The sequence below is a fragment of the Streptomyces sp. NPDC048361 genome, assembly GCF_040651795.1.
Lineage (GTDB): Bacteria > Actinomycetota > Actinomycetes > Streptomycetales > Streptomycetaceae > Streptomyces.
Genome location: NZ_JBEZKW010000025.1, coordinates 84,823 through 104,600, shown reverse-complemented (window position 1 = coordinate 104,600; position 19,778 = coordinate 84,823). Strand labels below are relative to the sequence as shown.

The window sequence follows — 19,778 nt, the reverse complement described above, 5'->3', positions numbered from 1 at the left end:
GTGCGGGCCGGCGTCAGGCGGGCACGGCCGAACGCCGGCCCGCGAGCAGAGCGGGCCGGCGTTCGTTCAGGCGGGTGCGGCCGGGGCTCCGGCTCTGCTCACGCGTCGATGCGCGAGCGGTCCAGAGTCGCGGCGGAGCTGGTGATGAACTCCTTGCGCGGCGCCACCTCGTTGCCCATCAGCAGATCGAAGACCTGCTCGGAGGCTTCCAGGTCGCCGATGTTGATCCGGCGCAGGGTACGGAAGCGCGGGTCCATCGTCGTCTCCGCCAGCTGGTCGGCGTCCATCTCTCCGAGGCCCTTATAGCGCTGGATGGTGTCCTTGTAGCGGACGCCCTTGCGCTGGAACTCGAGCAGCGTGGTGCGCAGCTCGTTGTCCGAGTACGTGTACACGTACTTGTCCTGGCCCTTCTTGGGCTGGACCAGCTCGATCCGGTGCAGCGGCGGCACGGCGGCGAAGACCCGGCCCGCCTCGACCATCGGGCGCATGTAGCGCTGGAAGAGCGTCAGAAGCAGGATCCGGATGTGCGCGCCGTCGACGTCGGCGTCGACGAGCAGCACGATCTTGCCGTAGCGCGCGGCGTCGATGTCGAAGGTCCGGCCGGAGCCCGCCCCTATGACCTGGATGATCGCGCCGCACTCCGCGTTCTTCAGCATGTCGGAGACCGACGCCTTCTGAACGTTGAGGATCTTTCCGCGGATCGGCAGGAGCGCCTGGAACTCCGAGTTCCGGGCGAGCTTGGCGGTGCCGAGCGCCGAGTCGCCCTCGACGATGAACAGCTCGCTGCGCTCCACGTCGTCGCTGCGGCAGTCGGCGAGCTTGGCCGGCAGCGAGGAGGACTCCAGCGCCGTCTTGCGGCGCTGGGCCTCCTTGTGCTGGCGGGCCGCGATGCGGGTGCGGGCGGCCGCGACGATCTTGTCGAGGACGGCCCTGGCCTGCGCCTTGGCATCGCGCTTGGTGGAGGTGAGGAACTCCTTGAGTTCCTTGGCCACGACGTTGGCGACGATCCGGTTGGCCGCGGACGTGCCGAGGACTTCCTTGGTCTGGCCCTCGAACTGCGGCTCGGCGAGCCGCACGGTGATGACCGCGGTGAGGCCCTCCAGGGCGTCGTCCTTGACCACGTCGTCCTCGGCGACCCGCAGCATCTTGGCGGAGCGGAGCACCTCGTTGACGGTCTTGGTGACAGAACGCTCGAAGCCGCTGACGTGGGTGCCGCCCTTGGGGGTGGCGATGATGTTCACGAACGACCTGAGGTTGGTGTCGTACCCGGTGCCCCAGCGCAGCGCGATGTCCACGCCCAGTTCCCGGGTGACCTCGGTGGGCGTCATGTGGCCCCGGTCGTCGAGGACCGGGACGGTCTCCTTGAAGGTGCCCGAGCCGGTGAGGCGCAGCACGTCGTTGACGCCCTTGTCCTGGGCCAGGTACTCGCAGAACTCGCTGATCCCGCCGTCGAAGCGGAACGTCTCCTCGGTCTTGCCCTCGCCGTCCAGGCCGCGCTCGTCCCGTACGACGATGGTCAGGCCTGGCACCAGGAACGCCGTCTGGCGGGCGCGCTGGTAGAGCGTGTCCAGGGAGAGCTTGGCGTCCTTGAGGAAGATCTGGCGGTCGGCCCAGTACCGGATGCGGGTGCCGGTGCGGCCCTTGGGCACGCGCTTGCCCTTGAGCAGTCCGTTGCCCGGGTCGAAGGGCGCGTCGGGCCCCTGCTCGGTGAAGATGCCGGGGACGCCGCGACGGAAACTGATCGCGTGCGTGGTGCCCCGGTCCACCTCGACGTCCAGACGGGCGGAGAGCGCGTTGACCACGGAGGCGCCCACGCCGTGCAGGCCGCCCGAGGCCGCGTAGGAGCCGCCGCCGAACTTGCCGCCGGCATGCAGCTTGGTCATGACGACCTCGACGCCGGAGAGCCCGGTCTTCGGCTCGACGTCGACGGGGATGCCTCGCCCGTTGTCCCGCACCTCGACGGAGGCGTCGTCGTGCAGGATCACCTCGATGTGGTCGCAGTGGCCGCCCAGGGCCTCGTCGACGGAGTTGTCGATGATCTCCCAGAGGCAGTGCATCAGGCCGCGGCTGTCCGTGGACCCGATGTACATGCCGGGTCGCTTACGGACCGCTTCGAGGCCTTCGAGGACGAGCAGATGCCGAGCGGTGTAGTTGGAGCCGTCGCGGTCTGCCCCGCTCAGCAGCGCAGTGGACGGAACGGACGTCTCGGCGGTCACGCAGTTCGCTCCTCGCTGAATTTCAATTGCGCCCCGGTGGGTAAGGGGCCGGCGTCGGTCGCCGGTCAGAGGGTACCGAGGCCTGGTAGAGCCGTTGTAACGCCACCCTCGCCAAACGTCATGCTAGTCCAGCATCGCAAACATGTTCGATCCCCCGTGGGGGTGATGCGGATATCACGTTCCCAATCAGGCATGAACCATTTAGGCTCCGGGCACGTCCTCATGAACAACCGGCAACCCCGCCGGGAGGGCCAAACAAGACAAGCAACGCGAAACCCGTAAAGCTCCGCAATACGGCTCATTCGCCGCCAACCGGCAGCAGACAGCCACCTTGACCAAGAACTTTCGAGGAAAAGCCACGAGCGGGAACGTTTTCGGCCTGGTTGGATGTTGACCCTGGTACGACAGCTCGTCGAGCTAGAGAAGAGGCGACGTGACTACTGTTCTGACCCCCGCGAGCCCCCTGACGGCCGCCGACCGTTGCGACCGCTGCGGCGCACAGGCCTACCTTCGCGTAGTCCTCACCAGCGGCGGCGAGCTGCTCTTCTGCGCTCATCACGGACGTAAGTTCGAGCCGGAACTGAAGAAGATCGCCGCTGACATACAGGACGAGACGGACCGCCTCACCGCGGTGCCCGAGTCCACAGGCGACGAGGACCGCTGAGTCCTCGCGCCCGACGAGCCAGGGCCGGTCCAGGACCGGCGACGGGCGGCACTCCCCGTGCAGGGGGAGTGCCGCCCGTTCTCATGTCCGCGTCAGGCGGTGGCGCCGGGCCACGACACGGCCGACACCCGGGTGTAGACCCCGGGGTAGCCGCGCTGCCCGCAGCCGTTGCCCCACGACACCAGGCCGATGAGCTTGCCCCCGGACACCAGCGGCCCCCCACTGTCGCCCTGACAGGCGTCGTGGCCGCCCCTGGGATCGCCCGCGCACACCATGGTGGCCCGCAGGTACGTGCCGTCCGAGTTCGGCGGGTAGGGGGCCTCACAGGAGGCGTCACTGAGCACCGAGACGTGCGCGGCCCGCAGGGCCGTCGGGTAGCTCCCGGCACCCGTGGTGTCGCCCCAGCCGTAGACGGTGGCGGAGGCGCCGGCCTGGTAGCCTGGGTCGTTCGCTGCGGCCGCGGGGATCACGTAGGAGGCCGGCAGCGGCTGGGACAGGGTGAGCATCGCCATGTCGCCGGCGTTGGTCGCCGGATCGTAGCCGGGATTCACCCAGGTGGCCTTCACCGGGATCTCCTGGCCGGCGGTGCTGCGCAGCTCGGTGCGGCCCGCGATGACCTTGAGGTCGCGCACCTGGGACACGTCCATGCCCAGCACGTCGCTGCGCAGGCAGTGGGCGGCCGTGAGGACCGTGGTGGGCGAGACCACCGCTCCCCCGCAGAACTGGCCCGCGCGCGTACCCCCGAACCGGTCACGGCTGGACAGCGCCACCGCCCAGGGGCTGTCCGTGATCCGGACCTGCTGACCGCCGATGACGATCTCGTCGGCGACGGCGGACGACGGCACCCCCAGGGCGGCGACCGCAAGGGCGGCCGTCCCCGTGACGGCTCGGCTGATGGAGCGGCGCATGCGCTCTCCTGACTCTCGGTGACGCGGGCACACCCAGCGTATTCGGGGAGCGGCACGGCGCACCCTCGGGTACGCGCGAGGGCCCGGCCCCCCACAGGGGGGCCGGGCCCTCGCCGACGTAAGACCGAGGTCTAGTCGAGGTAGTCGCGCAGGACCTGCGAACGCGACGGGTGGCGCAGCTTCGACATGGTCTTGGACTCGATCTGGCGGATCCGCTCGCGGGTCACGCCGTAGACCTTGCCGATCTCGTCCAGCGTCTTGGGCTGGCCATCGGTGAGGCCGAAGCGCATGGAGACCACGCCCGCCTCACGCTCGGACAGGGTATCCAGGACCGAGTGCAGCTGCTCCTGGAGGAGCGTGAAGCTGACCGCGTCGGCCGGGACGACCGCCTCGGAGTCCTCGATAAGGTCACCGAACTCGCTGTCGCCGTCCTCACCCAGGGGGGTGTGCAGCGAGATCGGCTCACGCCCGTACTTCTGGACCTCGATGACCTTTTCAGGGGTCATGTCGAGCTCCTTGGCCAGCTCCTCCGGGGTGGGCTCACGGCCCAGGTCCTGGAGCATCTGGCGCTGGACGCGCGCCAGCTTGTTGATGACCTCGACCATGTGCACGGGGATACGGATGGTGCGGGCCTGGTCGGCCATGGCGCGGGTGATCGCCTGACGGATCCACCAGGTGGCGTACGTGGAGAACTTGTAGCCCTTGGTGTAGTCGAACTTCTCGACCGCGCGGATCAGGCCGAGGTTGCCCTCCTGGATCAGGTCCAGGAAGAGCATGCCGCGGCCGGTGTAGCGCTTGGCCAGGGAGACCACCAGACGGAGGTTGGCCTCCAGGAGGTGGTTCTTGGCGCGGCGGCCGTCCTCGGCGATGATCTCCAGCTCGCGCTTGAGCTTCGGCGCCAGCTTGTCGGCGTTGGCCAGCTTGTCCTCGGCGAACAGGCCCGCCTCGATGCGCTTGGCGAGCTCGACCTCCTGCTCGGCGTTGAGCAGCGGGACCTTGCCGATCTGCTTGAGGTAGTCCTTGACCGGGTCGGCGGTGGCTCCCGCGACGGCGACCTGCTGGGCGGGCGCGTCGTCCTCGTCCTCGTCGGACAGGACGAAGCCCTTGCTCTCGCCCTCGGGCTCCTCGTCGTCACCCTTGCCTGGCGCGGCGTCCTCGATGAGCTCGTCGCCCTCGACGGCCTCGTCGTCGTCGCCCTTCTTGGCGGCGGTCTTCTTCGCCGCGGTCTTCTTGGCCACCGTCTTCTTGGCGGCGGTCTTCTTGACGGCCGCCTTCTTGGCGACGGCCTTCTTGGGGGCGTCCTCGGCCTCGTCGGCCGGCACGTCCACGCTCTCGGACGGGGCCGCGGAGGCGGCGACGGTCCTGGTGGTGGTCACGGCCGTCTTGGCCGCGACCGTCTTGGTGGCGGTGCGCTTCGCCGGGCTCTTCGCTGCGACGCTCTTGCGTGTGCGCTTCGGTGATTCCGCGGCACTGACCATCAGCGTCACACCCTCTTCCTCGAGGATCTGGTTGAGGCTGCGCAGAACATTCTTCCACTGGGTCGGCGGAATCTGGTCGGCTTCGAAGGCCCGACGCACGTCATCGCCGGCGATCTGTCCATCAGCCTTTCCCCGCTCGATGAGCGCCATCACAGACTCGGACTCGGCGATCTCCGGCGGGAGCGTACGGGATGTGCTGGCCGACACGAACAACCTCTCGAAACGATGGAAAACGGCTTCCGGCCCCGCCCAGGATCGGGCCGGAGCCGACGACCACCGGCTGGGGATGTGCCGGGGGCGCGGGCTGAACCTCGGAGCTGCACAGCGCCACGCTTGGCCGCTGTATTCCCTCCTCGGCTGTTACCTCTTAAGTCATCGCCTGGTTCCGAGGAGTGTTACGCGCAAACTTCGTGGCCCGAGTCACACCTCAAACGCGACCAAGGGCCCACAAGGGACAGATACCCCATATTCGAGCCCGCCGGACCCCTCTGCGGGATCCGGCGGCCCGGCGGGCGGGGCGGGGCTCCGGTCAGTGCTCGCGCGGGGCCGGGACGACCCGCTCCACCTCCGGGTGGACCGTGAGCAGTTGACGTACGGCCGTCTCGGCGGCGACGGGGTCGCCGTTGCCGAGGGCATCCGCGATCCGTCCATGGTGCGCCAAGGAGGCGTCCGAGGGACGGTCACAGCCCGTGACCGGGGCGCCCGAGACCTGGAGGGCGGCCGAGACGATGCCGGAGAGGTGCTCCAGCATCCGGTTGCCGGCGAGCTGGATGAGGAGGGAGTGGAACTCGGCGTCGGCCCGCGAGAAGGTGAGCGCGTCACCCTGCGCGAGGGCGTGGCCCATGATCTCCACCATGTCGCCGAGACGCTGCTGCATGTCCTCGCGGCCGTGGCCCGCGGCGAGGCGGGCGGCGAGCGGCTCGATGGTCCAGCGCAGCTCGGCGAGCTCGCGGCGCTGGTCGTCCCGCTGGGGACCGAAGGCGCGCCACTCGATGATGTCGGGGTCGAGCAGGTTCCAGTCGCTGACGGGACGGACCCGGGTGCCGACGTTGGGCCGGGCGCTGACCAGGCCCTTGGCCTCGAGCACACGCAGGGACTCGCGGACGACCGTGCGGGAGACCTCGAAGCGCTGGCCGATCTCCTCGGGAACCAGCGGGCGGTCCGCGCCGAGGTCGCCGGAGACGATCATCTGGCCGAGCTGCTGGACGAGTTGACCGTGCAGGCCGCGGCCGCGGCTGCCCGCGCTCCTGCGGCCCATCCGGCCGAGCTCCCCGTCCCCGCTGTCCCAGGAAGGGGCTCCGAGCCGGTCGGACGAGCGCGCCTCGCCGTAGGGGTAGCGGTCGAGTTCGGCCGGGGCGGAGAGGCCGGCCTCGGCGGTGCGGGCGGTCATCATGGTGTGCGCAAGGGTGCTCATGCACCCTTTGTCGGCGGGACTCCCGTGGCCCTTGAGGTCTTTGGTGAAAAGCACACGAAAGGGTGATCACCGCCACCCCCGCAATTGACGCTTTATCGGAAAGAAGCGGGCAATCTCCTGGGAGTTGTGGGCAGATCCTCACCCGCCGCAGGGGGGCGCCTCACCAACGGGCCCTGGCGCGCAGGCCGGTGAGCAGGTATGCGCAGATCAGAACGGTGAGCGACAGCGTGAGTGCGGCTCCGACCGGTTCGGCGACCAGATGGAGCCCGGCGACGAGCAGGTGGTCGAGGGCGTGCGGCCAGCGCACCCAGGCCAGGTCGCGGAGCCGGTCGGGCAGCCCGGCCACCGAACGGACCGAGTGCCCTTCGACGGCTTTGCGCAGGAGCGGTACGACGGCGACGGGCACGGCCAGCACCGCGGCGAGGCCCGCGGAAGTGGCCCGGAAGATGCCGGCGGCGAGCAGCCCGGCCCAGGCGCAGCCCACGGTGAGTCCGGCCCAACTCGCGGCCATGGCGGGCCATTCCCGTGCCGGTCCCACCACTCCCCCTCCGTACGCCAGGCGCAGGACCTGGTAGTCGATGGCGACGGCGAGAGCGCCGATCACCAGTGCCGCCGCCGCGGTCACGAAGAGTTTGGCGAGGAGCAGCCCGAGCCGGCGCGGGATGGTGCCGCGGTCGGCCGCGAGTGCCGGGTAGCGGTACTCGTCGCCGAAGGAGAGCGCACCGAACAGGCCGGCGCCCAGCGCGGCGGGCGGCAGCGGCAGCAGCCCCGGCCAGGCGGCGAGCAGCCGCGCCGGCGGGGCGTGTCCGGCCCGCGCGAGCAGCACCGCCAGCATCGCCGACAGGGCCAGAAGGCCCGCTGCCAGCAGGAAGGTTGTCCGTACGCCGAGGAGCCTGCGCAGTTCGTAGCGCAGGGGCCGCAGCGGGGTGCGGGCGGGTGCACGGGTGATGGGCAGGGGGTGGGAACTCCGGGGCCCGGTGGTCCGTTCCTGTGGTGGGACGTGGACGCCGGGGCCGGTGTCCCCGACCTCGTCGGCGAGGCGGTGCAGCAGCACGCCGTTGCGGAAGGCCGTCTCCCCGACCTCCGCGGTGCTGCTGCCGTACACGGACAGGTGGTTGCCGTCCTCGGCGACCACTTCGACGGAGTGCTGCGCGGCACGCGCCTCGCGGCTGACCAGAGCGCCGAGGCGGGCGGCGTGCGGGGTGGCGACGGCGACGCGCGGCCGCAGCCGGGTGCGGGCGAACTCGGTGGCGTCCTGGTCGGCGACGAGGCGGCCCCCGTCGACGGTGACCACGCGGTCCGCCACCCGGGCGGCTTCCTTGGGGTCGGCGAAGGTGCACAGGACGGTCCCGCCATGGTCGGCGTGGCCGCGCAGCAGCCCGCGGAGCCAGGCGTTCTCGCGGGGCGACAGACCTTCGGCGGGTTCGTCGAGAAGCAGGGTGTGCGGATCGCCGAGCAGCGCGGAGGCGAGGCCGAGGCGGCGGTCCATGCCGAGCGAGAGGGTGCCGAGACGCTGGTCGGCGAGGCCCGCGAGCCCGACGACCTCCAGCATCTCCTCGGCGCGTGACACCGGGACCCCGGCGACGGTGCACATGAGCTTGAGCTGGCCCCGGACGGTGCGGGCGGGATGGCCCGGCACATCGCCGAGAAGGGTGCCCACTTCTCGCGCGGGGTGGGCGATCGCGTGCAGGGGGCGGCCTCTGAAGTAGGTGACGCCCCGGCCGGGTTCGAGTTCGAGCATCAGGCGCAGGGCGGTGGTCCGGCCCGAACCCGGGGCGCCCAGGAGGGCGGTGAGCTGCCCGGGCCTCGCCTCGAAGGTGAGGTCGTCCACGACGGGCGGAAGGTCGGGGCGGGGGGCGCTGGTGAGTCCGATTGCCTGGAGCATCGCTTCTCTCGCGGTAGGTGAGACCGCTCGGCCGACTGGGCGGGTACTCCAGCAAGATAACGCGACATTTCGGACTTTTGGCGCAGGGTTGGGGCGACGCGATCCCGAATGTCAGGCCTTTGGACGCGACTTCGGACGCCCCCGGGCCTCTACGGCCGCCGCCGCCAGGCGCTGTTTCCGCGTCGTGGTCTCGTGCGGTCCGGCCGTTCGGGGCGAGCGGTTGCGGGCAGGTGCGCGCGCGGCTCGGGTCGGTACGTACGGCGGGTGCGGACCGGTCGGCGCGCGGGGGTGCGGGGGCCGGCCCGCCTCGGCACGGCGTGTGCGGCCCGTCGGCGCGTAGGGGCCGGTCGGCGCGTGCGGGTTGCGCGGCGCGTACGGGCTGTGCGGCGCGTACGAGCCGTGCCGGGGGGGTGCGTACGGTCCGGTCGGCACACGCGGCCTCTGCAGCAGCGGGGTGCGCGTACGGTCCGGTTCGGCTTGGTCGGGCGCAGCCCGACGCGTCTGAGCCCGGTCGACGCGTGCGGGCGCGGTCGATGTGTGTGAGCCCGGCCGACCCAGCGCACGTGTGGGGGCGCGGTCGGCCTTCCTAGACCTCGGGACGCAGCATCGGCGGGTTGAGGAGCGTTGCGCCGCCCGCGCGGAAGAGTTGGGCGGGGCGGCCGCCCTGGCGGGTCGTGGTGCCGCCGGACGGCACCAGGAAGCCCGGGGTGCCGGTCACCTTGCGGTGGAAGTTGCGGGGGTCGAGGGCGACGCCCCACACCGCCTCGTACACCCGGCGCAGCTCGCCGACGGTGAACTCGGCCGGGCAGAAAGCCGTGGCGAGCGACGAGTACTCGATCTTCGAGCGGGCTCGCTCCACGCCGTCCGAGAGGATCCGCGCATGGTCGAAGGCGAGCGGCGCCGACTGGTCGCCTTCGCGGCCGAAGCCGCCGTCCTGGCCCAGCAGATCCCCGACCGGTGCCCAGCGCGCGCTGTGCGCGTCGCCTCCCGCGCGCGGCGCCGGCAGGTCCGGGGCGAGCGCGAGGTGCGCCACGCTGACCACCCGCATCCGCGGGTCGCGCCGCGGGTCGCCGTAGGTGGCGAGCTGTTCGAGGTGGGCGCCGTTGGGCAGCGCCGGAGCCGAGGGGTCGGAGGCGCAGAGGCCGGTCTCCTCGCCGAGTTCGCGCGCCGCCGCGGTGGAGAGATCCTCGTCGTCGCGGACGAAGCCGCCGGGCAGCGCCCAGCGCCCCTGGAAGGGTGGCTCCCCGCGGCGCACCACGAGCGCGCAGAGCGCGTGGCGGCGCACGGTCAGCACGACCAGGTCGACGGTCACGGCGAAGGGCGGAAAGGCCGACGGGTCGTAGGGCGACATGCCGTGATCATAGTCGTCTGCCTGACGATAAACACTCCCTTCGACGCCCTCCGCCCGGTCTTATCCCATGGCACCGGCCGGAGTGCTCACCTCACTCAGCCTCCCAACTGAAGCCGCTCGGCGGCCTGCTCGACCATGCCGACCCCGAGCCTGCTCACCCGTACCGCGAACGGCTCTCCGGCCACGCTCAGACCGGCGAGCCGGATCGCGCCGAGCGGGGCCGACCGCAGGGGGTGCAGAGCGACCGATCCGGCCGGAGTGTCCGGGCGGACCCCGACCAGGGTGGCGAGCAGATGGATCCCCGCTGCGGCCGCCACCGCTGCGGGGCGGCAGGCCGCCGGGTGCGGCACGGGCACGCTGTCCGCGGTGCGCTGCTCGCCCGCGTACATCTCGGGCAGCCGGTGCCCGAACGCCTCCGCGGCTGCCAGGACGCCCCGCAGTAGGGCGACGGCCTCCTTCTCATGACCGGCGCCCGCCAGCCCGGCCACCGCGACGGCGCTCTCATGCACCCGCACCGCGCCCGCCCGGTGCCCGAACGGGTTGTACCCGGGCTCCTTCACAGCGAGCCCGCGCAGGCCCCATCCCGAATCCATCGCCGGTCCACCCAGCAGCCGGGCCAACTGTTCGGTCTGCGCCTTGTCGAGCAGCCCGGGGGCGAGGCGGCCGCCGCCGAGCAGCCCCGTGTCGAGGAGGTGGGCGGCGCCCGCGCCGAGCAGAGGCACCGGACGCCCGTCAGCGGTGCGGGCCGCCGCGGGACGTCCCCCGCCGAGGTCGTCGACCCAGAACTCCGCCCGGAACCGGTCCCTCAACGTCTTGGCCCGCGCAAGCCAGGTATCCGCTCCGGGACGGCCGCACTCCCGCAACAGCTCCGCGCCGAGCAGCGCGGCCCGGTGGGCATGGGCCTGGGTCTCGGCTCGCACGAGGCCTGCCCCGGGGCCAGGCTCGGCGAGGTACCCGTCGTCGCCCAGGGCGGCGCCGAGCCAGTGCAGACAGCGCTCGGCCGCGGGCAGCAGCGCGGCCACCTCCGACTCGGCCAGGCCCCAGCGCCGTGCCTCCGCGAGCAAGACCGGAAAGGCCAGCGTGGCCTCCACTCCCGTGCAGCCCGGAGGCAGAAAGGGTCCCGCGTCCCGCAGCGGACCCGGGATGCGACCCAACTCCGGTGCAGATCCCCCGAGTTGCGTCCTCGCCAGGGTGCGCAGGGTGGCCGCAGCGAGGCGGGTGGACAGGGGCAGCGCCATCCGCGCCGCCCAGATCGACTCGGCGGGTGCCACGCCGCACCGCCAGGGGACGCCGCCCGCCGCGTGCAGGTCGGCGGGGCTCGCGGGGTCACGGATCAGCAGGGCCCGCAGGTCGTCGATGCTGTGCTGCCACAGCGCCGCCACCCGCGGGTCGTCCCCCTCGGCCCGTGCCACCTGAAGCGAGGGCAGCGGGCTCACGGCCTGCCCTGCCGCCCGTACGGGCCGACCCGACGTGCCCGACGTGATGGACAACTGGATCGTGTACGAGCCTCCCGGAACCAGTTCCACCATCCAGCGCAGCACCCCCGCGGAGGCGAGCGCGTCGGCCGGCGGGGGCTGGGCGGTTACCGCGCAGTGGGCATTTCCGGAGGTCCAGCGCATCCCCGAGTCGTGGACGCTGGCGGGTAGTTCGGGCCCCGCGCGCCCTGCAGCCACCCTGCCCAGGTCCGCGAGGTCGGTGCCAAGCGCGATCTCCACCGGTACCCTCACGGGCCGGCCCGCGTAGCTGGTCAGAGTGATCCGTTCGGTGCCGTCCGCGTGGCGCAGCCGTTCGACGCAGAGCTCGGGGTCGGGGCCGCCGCCCGCCGAGGTGCGCACCACGGAGAGGAACCGGGCACGGTCGGCCGATATCGACCGGCCCTGCACCGAGATCGGGTCCCGGCCCGCCACCCTCAACTGGCAGCGCGAGAGCAGCCGTCGGCCGTGCTGGTAGAAGCCTTCAAGGCCTCGCCCGGTCAACTGGCCGTGCTCGGGCGACACTACGAGGCCGGGCAGAGCAACGCAGATCACTGCCGCGTGCACGGCCGGGAGCTCACCGGGCGGTGGCGGCCCGGAAAGCCTTGGTGGTACCGGACCCGGCGTACCCCCGGCGCCGGCGCGGGGAGGTGGGTTGGACACCATGCGTACCCTTCTGCGCGTTCCGGACGACGAGGGTTGCGGTCCGGCGCCGATGCTGCCGCCCGCGGAGCGCGGCGCCCGGTGCCGCGCTCACCACCCAGGTGAACGCCGCGGAGCTCGACCGGGTCACGGATGGACCGCCCTCCGCCTACCGCCGCCGGTCACTCCTCCTGCTCCTTCGTCCTCTCCCCGCCCCGGCGGCGGACCCGGGCACGCGTCTTGTGCTGGGGGCCGGCCGGGTGCGGGCCGGTGGGGGCGGGGCGGCCCACATTCGCGGAGGGGCGCGTGCCACCTGTGCCCTTCCCCGAGGGCCGCGTCGGCTTGCGGCGCGCCCCGCCCTCCGCCACCTGCGTGCTTGCTCCCTCAGCCGTCCCAGCGTTCGCTCCCTCCCGCACCCGAGCACTCGCTCCCTCATCCGTCCGAGCCTTCGCTCCCTCCCGCACCCGAGCACTCGCTCCCTCATCCGTCCCAGCGTTCGCTCCCTCCCGCACCCGAGCACTCGCTCCCTCATCCGTCCGAGCCTTCGCTTCCTCGGCTGCACCGGAGCCCGCCCGCCTCGCTGCGCGTTCCTCCCGCAGGCAGATGCGGAGTTCTTCAGGGTCCAATCCCTGGTTGCAGGCCTGGTGGAGCAGGTAGGCGAAGCGGTACTCGGGGTCGGCCCGCAGGGCGAGGCCGAAGGCCACCCGTGCGTTCGGGTCGTCTCCGGTCGACCAGGAGACCCAGCCCGCCAAGGTGAGCAGCGCGGCCGCGTGCCCGCGGTACGGACCGACGCAGCGACGGGCCAGCGCACGCCACAGACGCAGCGCGAGCTGTGCTTCGGCGCCCTCCATCCATTCGGCGGCCCAGTCGCGGGTCGTACGGTCCTGGAGGCCGAGGATCACGGCCGCCGCCTCGTCGTGGGCGATGAGCCCGTCGTCCAGTTCGTCCGCCGCGTTGCCGCCGAGGAGCAGGGTGCCGGCGGCGCCCCGGCCGTCCGCGATGCGGGTGCCCGCTCCGCGGGGCGGTACGGGCGCCTCCGCGATCCGCCGCATGAGCCGGGCCGCGAGGTCGAGCGTCTCGTCGGCCACACCACGCCGGTCGCCGTCGGTAAGGATGCGGGGGAACATCTCCGCGGCCGCGGCATCCAGCGCTCGCTCCTGGTCCTCTGCAGCCGCCGCCCTCCAGGGAGCGAACCGCTCCTCCATCTCCCGCAAGGAGCCCCGCACATGGATACCCGCGTAGGTCGCGGCGGCCGCCATGACCGATGTGCCCGGCAGCGCCAGCACATTGCCCTCCGGCGGACAGCAGCGGGTGTCCGGACAGCAGTACGACCAGTAGCGGCCGTCGGAAATGCACAATGCTTCGAGCACCGGGACGTCGAGACTCCCGCAGGCGATGCGAAGCCGTTGGGCCAACGGCCGCAGCCGTTCCATCACTTCGTGGGCGCTGCCGTCCCGCAACGGGTCCTGGCAGAGGAAGACGACGATTCCGTCGGGCCGGGGCCCCCGCTGCTCGCTCCCCGTGACCAGGCATTCGGCGAGCTGGTCGGCGATGTCGGGCCATTCCTGCGGGGAGGCGGGCAGCCCGACCCTGACCCGGCCGCCGAATCTACCGCTCTCGCCGTGCAGCGCCACCAGGACGGCCGAATCGGTGGGATGGAAACCCAGCAAGTACGGCAGCGCGTCGGCCAGTTCGGCCGGTCCGCGCAGGTAATCCGCGGCTCGCCCGACGGGGCGGGTGCATCGGGGTCGTGGGACGGGGAGTCGTGGGAGGGGGAGTCATGGGGCCGGCGTTCCGGGGGCCGGGATTTGGTGGGTCGAGAATTCTGGGGCTCGGATGCGTTGGATCCGACGTCGTCGGACCCGAAGTTGTCGGACCCGAAGTCGTGGGATCCGAAGTCGTGGGATCCGAAGTCGTGGGATCCGGATTCCTGGGATCCGGATTCCTGGAACCTGGAGTCCTGGGATCCGGCTTCGTGGTGCTCGCTCATGTCTCGCATGTCCCGAGGGTTTCGCGATTCCGAATTCTCCACCACCCCTGTGGAAAACCTTATCCACAGGCCAAGGGTGCTGATACTACGAATGCGACCCGCCGCGGGAACAAACGGCACTTGCATGGCACAGGTCCGGCGTTAACCCCGGCCGAAATTGCGGCACGCGGGACCGATCCCGCGGATGGTCCTATCGCCCCGGTGCGGGTCGCACCGTATGACAGGCGGGCTACGCCGCAGGACGGGCGGATCGCCCCCGCCGCGAGGGCCGCCGCGGCGACCGGCAGGGCCTTGGTGCCGCCGTCGCCGTCGCCGGGTGATGCCTAAAACGGGAAATTCCGATCACCCTATCGGGGGCGCCGATGGGTCGGCGAGGCCGAGATATGCAGCTCCCTCAGTTGCACAGGTGCTGCGCCGTTGCCGAAAAGTTCAATTATCGCCAGGGCAAGCCGGTCGTTTGCATAACGCCCAGTCGCGCCGGGCCGGGCACCGGCATCGGAGCTGGATGGTCGAACAGACCGGGCTCCGGTCGGATCAGGCAGCCGAACGGACCCGGCGCCACATCGAGGGCGGCCGAACGGAGCGGACGCCACATCGAGAACGGCCGAACGGACCCGGCGCCACATCGAGGGCGGCCGAGCGGACCGGGCTGCAGGTCGAGGACGGACGGCCCGACCGGGCGCTGACCAGGGCGGACGGCCGCTCGGGCACGGCATCGTTGCGCGATTGTCCGACCCGTCCTGTTGTATGGGGGCATGGAGCACACGAGCAACGCGGAACTGCGCACCGAGGCCGACACGGTCCTGGCCCGTCTGGTCGGGGACACCACCGGCACCGCGCGGCTGCGTGAGGACCAGTGGCGAGCGATCGAGGCCTTGGTCGCCGACAAGCGGCGGGCGCTCGTCGTGCAGCGCACCGGCTGGGGCAAGTCCGCCGTGTACTTCGTGGCCACGGCGCTGCTGCGGACCCAGGGCGCGGGTCCCACGGTGATCGTGTCGCCCCTGTTGGCGCTGATGCGCAACCAGGTCGAGGCGGCGGCCCGGGCCGGCATCACGGCCCGTACCATCAACTCGGCCAACCCTGAGGAATGGGACACCATTCAGGAAGAGGTCGCGGGGGGCGCCGTCGACGTCCTGCTCGTCTCGCCCGAGCGGCTCAACAATCCGGACTTCCGGGACAACGTCCTGCCGAAGCTGTCCGCGGCCACGGGCCTGCTCGTCGTCGACGAGGCGCACTGCATCTCCGACTGGGGCCACGACTTCCGGCCCGACTACCGTCGCCTTCGTACAATGCTGGCCGAACTGCCGCCGGGTGTACCGGTGTTGGCGACGACAGCCACCGCGAACGCCCGGGTAATGGCGGACGTGGCCGAGCAGCTCGGCACCGGCGGTGGTTCGGACGCGCTGGTGCTGCGCGGCCCCCTCGACCGCGAGAGCCTCAGCCTCAACGTGGTGTCGCTGCCCGACGCGGCGCACCGCCTCGGCTGGCTGGCCGACCACCTCGACGAGCTGCCGGGCTCGGGGATCATCTACACGCTGACCGTCGCGGCGGCCGAAGAGATGACCGCCTATCTGCGCCGGCGTGGGCACACGGTGGCCTCGTACACCGGCAAGACGGAGAACGCGGACCGGCAGCAGGCCGAGGACGATCTGCTGGCCAACCGGGTCAAGGCCCTGGTCGCCACGTCCGCGCTCGGCATGGGCTTCGACAAACCGGACCTGGGCTTCGTGGTCCACCTGGGTTCGCCCTCCTCCCCCATCGCCTACTACCAGCAGGTCGGCCGAGCGGGCCGTGGCGTGGCCCACGCCGAGGTCCTGCTGCTGCCCGGCCGCGAGGACGAGGCGATCTGGAAGTACTTCGCGTCGGTGGCCTTCCCGCCCGAGGAGCAGGTCCGGCGCACCCTGGACGTCCTGGCGCAGGCCGGCCGGCCGATGTCGCTGCCCGCCCTGGAACCCCTGGTGGAGCTGCGGCGCACCCGGCTCGAAACCATGCTCAAGGTGCTCGACGTGGACGGCGCGGTGCACCGCGTCAAGGGCGGCTGGACCAGCACGGGTGAACCGTGGGTGTACGACACCGAGCGGTACGCGTGGGTGGCGCGGCAGCGCGCCGCCGAGCAGCAGGCGATGCGCGACTACGCCTCGACGACGGGCTGCCGGATGGAGTTCCTGCGCCGCCAGCTCGACGACGAACAGGCCGCGCCGTGCGGGCGCTGCGACAACTGCGCGGGCGCCCGCTTCACCGCGGACGTGTCCGGCGCGGCCCTGGACGAAGCCCGCGGCGAACTGACCCGGCCCGGCGTCGAGGTGGAGCCCCGCAAGATGTGGCCCACGGGCCTCGCGGCGATCGGCATCGACCTGAAGGGCCGCATCCCCGCAGGTGAACTGGCTTACTCCGGGCGTGCGTTGGGCCGACTCTCGGACATCGGCTGGGGCAACCGGCTGCGCCCGATGCTCGCGCCCGGCGCACCGGACGGGCCGGTTCCCGACGATGTGGTGCAGGCGGTGGTGAGCGTCCTCGCCGACTGGGCCAAGGGCCGGGGAGGCTGGGCCTCGGGGGGCCCGGACGCGCCTCCGCGCCCGGCCGGGGTGGTGACGCTTCCCTCGCGCACCCGGCCCGCCCTCGTTTCGTCCCTCGGCGCCCGGATCGCCGAGATCGGCCGGATGCCCCTGCTCGGCTCGCTCGCCTACGCCGAGGGCCCGGAGGGTGAGCGGGTCGCCCAGTCCAACAGCGCCCAGCGGGTGCGTGCCCTGCATCACGCGTTCAGAGTGCCGCAGGACCTGGCGGCGGCGCTCACCGAGGCCGCTGGGCCGGTGCTGCTCGTCGACGACGCCTCCGACACGGGTTGGACACTGGCCGTCGCGGCGAGGCTGCTGCGCCGCTCCGGAGCACAAGGGGTCTTCCCCCTGGTCCTGGCGGTCCAGGCCTGAGCGCGGCCCTAATGGGCCAGGGCCGAGCACGGCCTGGCCCAAGCGAACCCGAAGGTCCGGGCTGAACTTGCGCCTGCCCGAGGGTGCCCGGCGATCCGGGCTGAACCTGCGCCTGCCTGAGGGTGCCCGGCGATCCGGGCTGAGCCTGCGCGTGGCCGAGAAGGCCCGACGGCCCAGGCTGAGCCTGCCCGTGCCCGTGCCCCGAGGGAGCATCGCGGCAGGTTCCTGGGGGTCCAGGATCGGCGCGGTGCCTGGTTCCCGCCAACCCTCGCGGCCGGGGCGCCGTCAGGGGTGATCGGGGGCGTGCCTGGGCAGGAATACACATGCGTGCCCGTGGACCCGATCGGCAGTGTGACCCGCCGTCACCAACCGGCCGCACGACAGCAGGAATTGGGACCCGCCCCGCCCGCACACGGGTGGTACGGACGGGCTGTGCCGGTAGGCGTCCGCCCGGCTCCGCCCGCGCGTGGGGCGCGTCTCCTGAAGGGAGGACCGTGACGTTCGGATTCGCTCCGTCCGCGACTTCGGCCGCGGCCTCCACCCTCCTGTCGGCCGGCTCCGCGAACCGCTGCACCAGGATGCTGGAACCCGCCGAGTGGGCCGCGGCCGGCATTCCGCTGCTGCGCAACCCGCGTGAGGTGGTCGACGGGCTGCACGAGCGTCACCGGCCTACGCCGGGGACCGCCGTCGTTGCGGTCCTCGACCATGAGGAACGGCTCGCGGCCAGCGCGTCGTTCATCTCGCGGGCGGCCTTGGCAGACGGCTGGGAGTTCCGCAACGCACTCTTGGCGCATCTTCGCCGGGTGGTCCCGCACGACCTGCGCCGCCGCTCCCCGGTGCGCACAGCGGTGTTGCTCTACTGCCGGGACGGGGACGAGCGGTGGACGGAGGAGGACGGGGCCTGGATGTGGGGTCTGCGGGACGCCTGCACCCTGCACGGGCTGCGCTGCGGGGCGTACATCACGCTCACGCGTGCGGGGTGGCAGGTACTCGGTGAGGGGCGCGGCGGCCGACGCCCCAGCACCGCCGCGGCGTCGCACCCGCAGGCCGACCCCGGGCGCGTGCCGGCCCCGCTGTCGCTGAGGTCCGGCACCGGCGGCCTGGACATGCCACGCCGCACGGCCGCGCGCTGAACCGTTACGCCACGGTCGCGGCCGGGGAGTTCACGGCGTTCGCCACAGGCCCCGGGCCCACCCCCTACCCGCGCGTCCGGCCGCTCGTGGCGGGACCGGATCACGCGTGTGGGGGTTTCAGACTCCGGCGCCGAGCGCCTCGTTGACGCGCTGCGGTTCGCCGCACACGACGAGCAGCACCTCGGCACGGGCCAGGGCGAGCGGCAGTGTACGCGGCGCGGCGCCGTCGGCCTCCTCGGCGTTGACGGCGACGACGACCACCGGTCGGGCCGAGGCCCGCGCGACGGTCGCCGCGTCGGCGTAGAAAACGTCGTCACGGGCGTCGTGCTGGGCCCAGTAGGCGGCCTCGCCGAAGGTCAGCTCGTGCGCTGCCCACGGGTGCGGCTCACCGGTGGTGAGAACCAGGATGTCGCCCGGCGCACGGCCGGAGTCGAGCAGCAGGTCCACCGCTTCGTCCGCGGCGTCGAGCGCGCCGTCGGCGGGGGCGGGGATCAGCTGGATCTGCGGACCGGCCGGGCGCGGGGGCTCGGGCGGCGGGGTCTGCGCTACGGAACCGTGCGACCGCTGCGCGGGGGGCGTGGGCCGGGCGGGACCGGGGCCCGGACGTCCGGGACGCGGTACGGCCGCGGGACGCGGACCGGGTACGGGGCGAGGGGTCTGCGCGGTGCGGCCGGCGGCCGGGGTGACGCGGGGACCCTGGGCACTCTCGTGAATCTGAGGCTCCTCGGGGATGAGAGGCATGTATGGATGTCTATCAAATGCCGGTGAGGGCGTCACCGGCGGGTGGCACAACAGTGCGATCGGGGCGGAGTCTCCCCGCAACCGGGCGGGAAAGTCCAGGGATTTCGGGATGCGAGCCCGGACTTTCACGCCCCCGTCAACCGGACCGGAGGACTCCGGCAGCAAGGGGACTCCGTACGCAGAACAGAGCCGGAACCTTGGGCACGGGGCCGGGCTCCGGTGTCGTCCGGGGTCAGAAGTCGAAGCCGAGCTGTCCCCCGCTTTCGAGTGCGGCCGCCTCCGGGGAGAGCCGCGTCTTCTTCAGGTGCCGCCACTGGGGCAGCGCGTCCAGGTACGCCCACGACAGCCGGTGGTACGGGGTGGGCCCCTGTTCCTCCAGCGCCGCCTTGTGCACGGGTGAGGGGTAGCCGGCGTTGTCGGCGAAGCCGAATCCCGTGTACTCCCCCTGCGTGCCGGTCAATTCGGCCATCATCGCGTCCCTGCGCACCTTGGCGATGACGGAGGCGGCAGACACGGCGACACAGGACTGATCGCCCTTGATCACCGTACGGACCTGCCAGGGCAGGCCGAGGTAGTTGTGCTTCCCGTCCAGGATCACCGCGTCCGGCCGGACCGGCAGCGCCTCCAGGGCGCGGACGGCGGCCAGCCGCAGGGCCGCGGTCATGCCCAACTCGTCGATCTCCTGCGGCGAGGCGTCACCGAGCGCGTATGCCGTGACCCAGCCCTCGAGTATCGCCGCGAGTGCGTTGCGGCGCTTGGGGCTGATCAGCTTGGAGTCGGTGAGTCCGGCGGGCGGTCGGCGCAGCCCGGTGATGGCGGCGCACACCGTGACGGGACCGGCCCACGCCCCGCGTCCGACTTCGTCGACACCGGCGACGATCTTGGCCCCGGTGGTGGCGCGAATCGAGCGCTCGACGCTGTGGGTGGGTGGTTCGTACGGCATGGCGCCTGCAAGGT

At 72.1% G+C, this 19,778-nt stretch carries 13 protein-coding genes; 3 read left to right on the top strand and 10 right to left on the bottom strand.

The window, feature by feature from the left end; translation table 11 throughout:
- Nucleotides 1–98 precede the first annotated feature (98 nt).
- Nucleotides 99–2,216, bottom strand: a complete 2,118-nt coding sequence (locus AB0D31_RS16920; protein WP_362723056.1) for a DNA topoisomerase IV subunit B — start codon at nt 2,214–2,216, stop codon at nt 99–101.
- A gap of 433 nt (nt 2,217–2,649) precedes the next feature.
- On the opposite strand from AB0D31_RS16920, the gene AB0D31_RS16915 reads away from it, so the two are divergent.
- A complete protein-coding gene (locus tag AB0D31_RS16915) occupies nt 2,650–2,880 on the top strand; it encodes a hypothetical protein (protein ID WP_100575885.1) in 231 nt (76 codons plus the stop codon).
- 92 nt (nt 2,881–2,972) lie between these two features.
- On the opposite strand, the gene AB0D31_RS16910 is transcribed toward AB0D31_RS16915, so the two are convergent.
- The 7 genes from AB0D31_RS16910 to AB0D31_RS16880 all read right to left on the bottom strand — a co-directional run bounded on the left by AB0D31_RS16910 (nt 2,973) and on the right by AB0D31_RS16880 (nt 13,739).
- Nucleotides 2,973–3,788 (bottom strand): serine protease, encoded by an 816-nt coding sequence (locus AB0D31_RS16910; protein ID WP_362723053.1) that lies wholly within the window; start codon nt 3,786–3,788, stop codon nt 2,973–2,975.
- A 131-nt stretch (nt 3,789–3,919) separates the two neighbouring features.
- On the bottom strand, nt 3,920–5,473 hold the full coding sequence (locus AB0D31_RS16905) for an RNA polymerase sigma factor (protein WP_362723050.1): 1,554 nt from the start codon (nt 5,471–5,473) through the stop codon (nt 3,920–3,922).
- A 322-nt stretch (nt 5,474–5,795) separates the two neighbouring features.
- Entirely contained in the window at nt 5,796–6,680 is an 885-nt protein-coding gene (locus AB0D31_RS16900) for a FadR/GntR family transcriptional regulator (RefSeq protein WP_362723047.1), read from the bottom strand.
- A 160-nt stretch (nt 6,681–6,840) separates the two neighbouring features.
- The gene (locus AB0D31_RS16895; protein WP_362723045.1) at nt 6,841–8,565 is read right to left on the bottom strand and encodes an ATP-binding cassette domain-containing protein; all 1,725 of its coding nucleotides are present in this window, start codon (nt 8,563–8,565) and stop codon (nt 6,841–6,843) included.
- Nucleotides 8,566–9,151: 586 nt separating this feature from the next.
- Complete coding sequence (locus AB0D31_RS16890; protein WP_362723042.1) at nt 9,152–9,916, bottom strand: NUDIX domain-containing protein; 765 nt, start codon at nt 9,914–9,916, stop codon at nt 9,152–9,154.
- A gap of 95 nt (nt 9,917–10,011) precedes the next feature.
- Complete coding sequence (locus tag AB0D31_RS16885; protein WP_362723040.1) at nt 10,012–12,054, bottom strand: glycogen debranching N-terminal domain-containing protein; 2,043 nt, start codon at nt 12,052–12,054, stop codon at nt 10,012–10,014.
- A 158-nt stretch (nt 12,055–12,212) separates the two neighbouring features.
- Nucleotides 12,213–13,739 carry a DUF4192 domain-containing protein gene (locus AB0D31_RS16880; protein WP_362723077.1) on the bottom strand — a complete coding sequence of 509 codons (1,527 nt, stop codon included), beginning with the start codon at nt 13,737–13,739 and terminating at the stop codon, nt 12,213–12,215.
- A 1,036-nt stretch (nt 13,740–14,775) separates the two neighbouring features.
- Here AB0D31_RS16880 and AB0D31_RS16875 point away from each other — a divergent pair.
- Complete coding sequence (locus AB0D31_RS16875) at nt 14,776–16,947, top strand: RecQ family ATP-dependent DNA helicase (protein ID WP_362723037.1); 2,172 nt, start codon at nt 14,776–14,778, stop codon at nt 16,945–16,947.
- A gap of 494 nt (nt 16,948–17,441) precedes the next feature.
- The gene (locus AB0D31_RS16870; protein WP_362723035.1) at nt 17,442–18,080 is read left to right on the top strand and encodes a hypothetical protein; all 639 of its coding nucleotides are present in this window, start codon (nt 17,442–17,444) and stop codon (nt 18,078–18,080) included.
- Between the two features lie 117 nt (nt 18,081–18,197).
- On the opposite strand, the gene AB0D31_RS16865 is transcribed toward AB0D31_RS16870, so the two are convergent.
- Together AB0D31_RS16865 and AB0D31_RS16860 are read right to left on the bottom strand one after the other, a co-directional pair.
- Nucleotides 18,198–18,821 carry a hypothetical protein gene (locus AB0D31_RS16865; protein WP_362723032.1) on the bottom strand — a complete coding sequence of 208 codons (624 nt, stop codon included), beginning with the start codon at nt 18,819–18,821 and terminating at the stop codon, nt 18,198–18,200.
- A gap of 232 nt (nt 18,822–19,053) precedes the next feature.
- A complete protein-coding gene (locus tag AB0D31_RS16860) occupies nt 19,054–19,764 on the bottom strand; it encodes a ribonuclease HII (protein ID WP_362723029.1) in 711 nt (236 codons plus the stop codon).
- Nucleotides 19,765–19,778: the final 14 nt, after the last annotated feature.

What these genes read in the sequence shown, in the direction of transcription:
- AB0D31_RS16885 (WP_362723040.1), bottom strand. Translation starts at nt 12,054, where the DNA reads ATGGTGTCCAACCCACCTCCCCGCGCCGGCGCCGGGGGTACGCCGGGT.
- AB0D31_RS16875 (WP_362723037.1), top strand. Translation starts at nt 14,776, where the DNA reads ATGGAGCACACGAGCAACGCGGAACTGCGCACCGAGGCCGACACGGTC.
- AB0D31_RS16890 (WP_362723042.1), bottom strand. Translation starts at nt 9,916, where the DNA reads ATGTCGCCCTACGACCCGTCGGCCTTTCCGCCCTTCGCCGTGACCGTC.
- AB0D31_RS16910 (WP_362723053.1), bottom strand. Translation starts at nt 3,788, where the DNA reads ATGCGCCGCTCCATCAGCCGAGCCGTCACGGGGACGGCCGCCCTTGCG.
- AB0D31_RS16900 (WP_362723047.1), bottom strand. Translation starts at nt 6,680, where the DNA reads ATGAGCACCCTTGCGCACACCATGATGACCGCCCGCACCGCCGAGGCC.
- AB0D31_RS16860 (WP_362723029.1), bottom strand. Translation starts at nt 19,764, where the DNA reads ATGCCGTACGAACCACCCACCCACAGCGTCGAGCGCTCGATTCGCGCC.
- AB0D31_RS16865 (WP_362723032.1), bottom strand. Translation starts at nt 18,821, where the DNA reads ATGCCTCTCATCCCCGAGGAGCCTCAGATTCACGAGAGTGCCCAGGGT.
- AB0D31_RS16895 (WP_362723045.1), bottom strand. Translation starts at nt 8,565, where the DNA reads ATGCTCCAGGCAATCGGACTCACCAGCGCCCCCCGCCCCGACCTTCCG.